This is a genomic window from Streptomyces mexicanus (genome assembly GCF_902506575.1).
In the GTDB taxonomy this organism is placed as follows: Bacteria; Actinomycetota; Actinomycetes; order Streptomycetales; family Streptomycetaceae; genus Streptomyces; species Streptomyces mexicanus.
Map to the genome: position 1 here is coordinate 1 of NZ_LR732570.1, position 1,408 is coordinate 1,408.

Annotated in this window: 1 protein-coding gene; it reads right to left on the reverse strand. The window is 68.2% G+C overall.

The features are described from left to right. Positions 1-34 precede the first annotated feature (34 nt). Positions 35-1,282: an IS256 family transposase gene (locus GV126_RS32460; RefSeq protein WP_159674542.1), complete on the reverse strand. Its 1,248-nt coding sequence runs from the start codon at positions 1,280-1,282 to the stop codon at positions 35-37. Between the last annotated feature and the right edge of the window lie 126 nt (positions 1,283-1,408).

A 1,408-nucleotide genomic window follows, 5' to 3' on the forward strand; every position in this document is an offset into this window, starting at 1 on the left:
GAGTAATTGTCAAGACTTGTGGGTGAGTTGAGTTTCAGGCGGCTTCGAGGTCCTCGACGAGGTGGCCGTTTTCGAAGCGGGCGCCGGAGCGGACGAGGGCGACGAGGTGGGGTGCGGTGACCGCCCGCCAGCGGGCCTGGGCGGCCTCGGCGAGCTTGAACACCATCGCCAGGGCGGCGGCCGGGCTGCCCGCTCCTCGGGTGACCTTCGTCCGCAGCCTGATCGTGGAGAACGTGGACTCGATGGGGTTCGTGGTCCGCAGATGGATCCAGTGCTCGGCGGGGAAGTCGTAGAACGCCAGGAGCTCGTCCAGGTCGTCGGTGATCTTCTTCACGGCCTTGGGCCACTTCGCCCCGTAGGTCTTCTCGAACGCGCGGGCCGCCTTCTCGGCGTGGGTGCGGTCCTCGGCGTTGTAGATCTCCTGCAGGGCCTTCTTCGCTCCGGGCTGCGTGGACTTCGGTAGCGTGTTCATGACATTACGGGTCTTGTGGACCCAGCACCTTTGGTGCCTGGCCTGCGGGAACACCTCCGCCAGGGCCCGCCACAGGCCCATGGCACCGTCGCCCACGACGAGGGCCGGATCGCGCATGCCACGCCGCCGGCAGTCCCGCAGCAGGTCGGCCCACGACTCCGTCGACTCCCGCAGCCCCTCGGCCAGCGCGATCAGCTCCTTGGTGCCGTCCAGACGCACGCCCATCAGGACCAGGACGCAGGAGTGGGCCTGGCCGAGGCGGACCTTGGGGTGGACGCCGTCGGCCCACACGTAGACGTAGTCGGTGCCGGACAGGTCCCGGTTCTGGAAGGCCGTGTGGTCGTCCTGCCACTGCTTCGTGAGCCGGTTCACGGTGGCCGCCGACAGGCCGGCCGCGGAGCCGAGGAACTGCTCAAGGGCGGGCACGAAGTCACCGCTGGACAGCCCGTGCAGGTAGAGCAGCGGCAGGACCTCGCTGATCTTCGGGGACTTGCGGCACCAGGGCGGAAGGATTTTCGAGGAGAACCGCTGCCGTTCACCGGTCGCCTCGTCGACGCGGCGGTCGTTCACTCGCGGGGCGCGGACCTCGACCGGGCCGGCCGCTGTCGTCACGGTGCGGGGACGGTGGTGACCGTTACGCACCACCAGACGGTGGCCGCGTTCGTCCCGCTCGGCAGCCAACTCGGCTATGTACTGGTCGACTTCCGCTTCCAGAGCGGCGGCGAGCATCCGGCGGGCGCCTTCCCGCACGATCTCGTCGATCAGCGAACCGGTAGCGGTGGAGCCGTCTTCGTTGACTACGCTGAGCACGGGCGTGCCTTCCCGACCCGCGCTGCGAACGCGGGCCTGACTTGGTGACCGATACAGGATCATTCGGGAAGGTACGCCCTTCGCGTGCCGTCCCGAAGACCGATCCACAAGTCATGAGCATTGCTC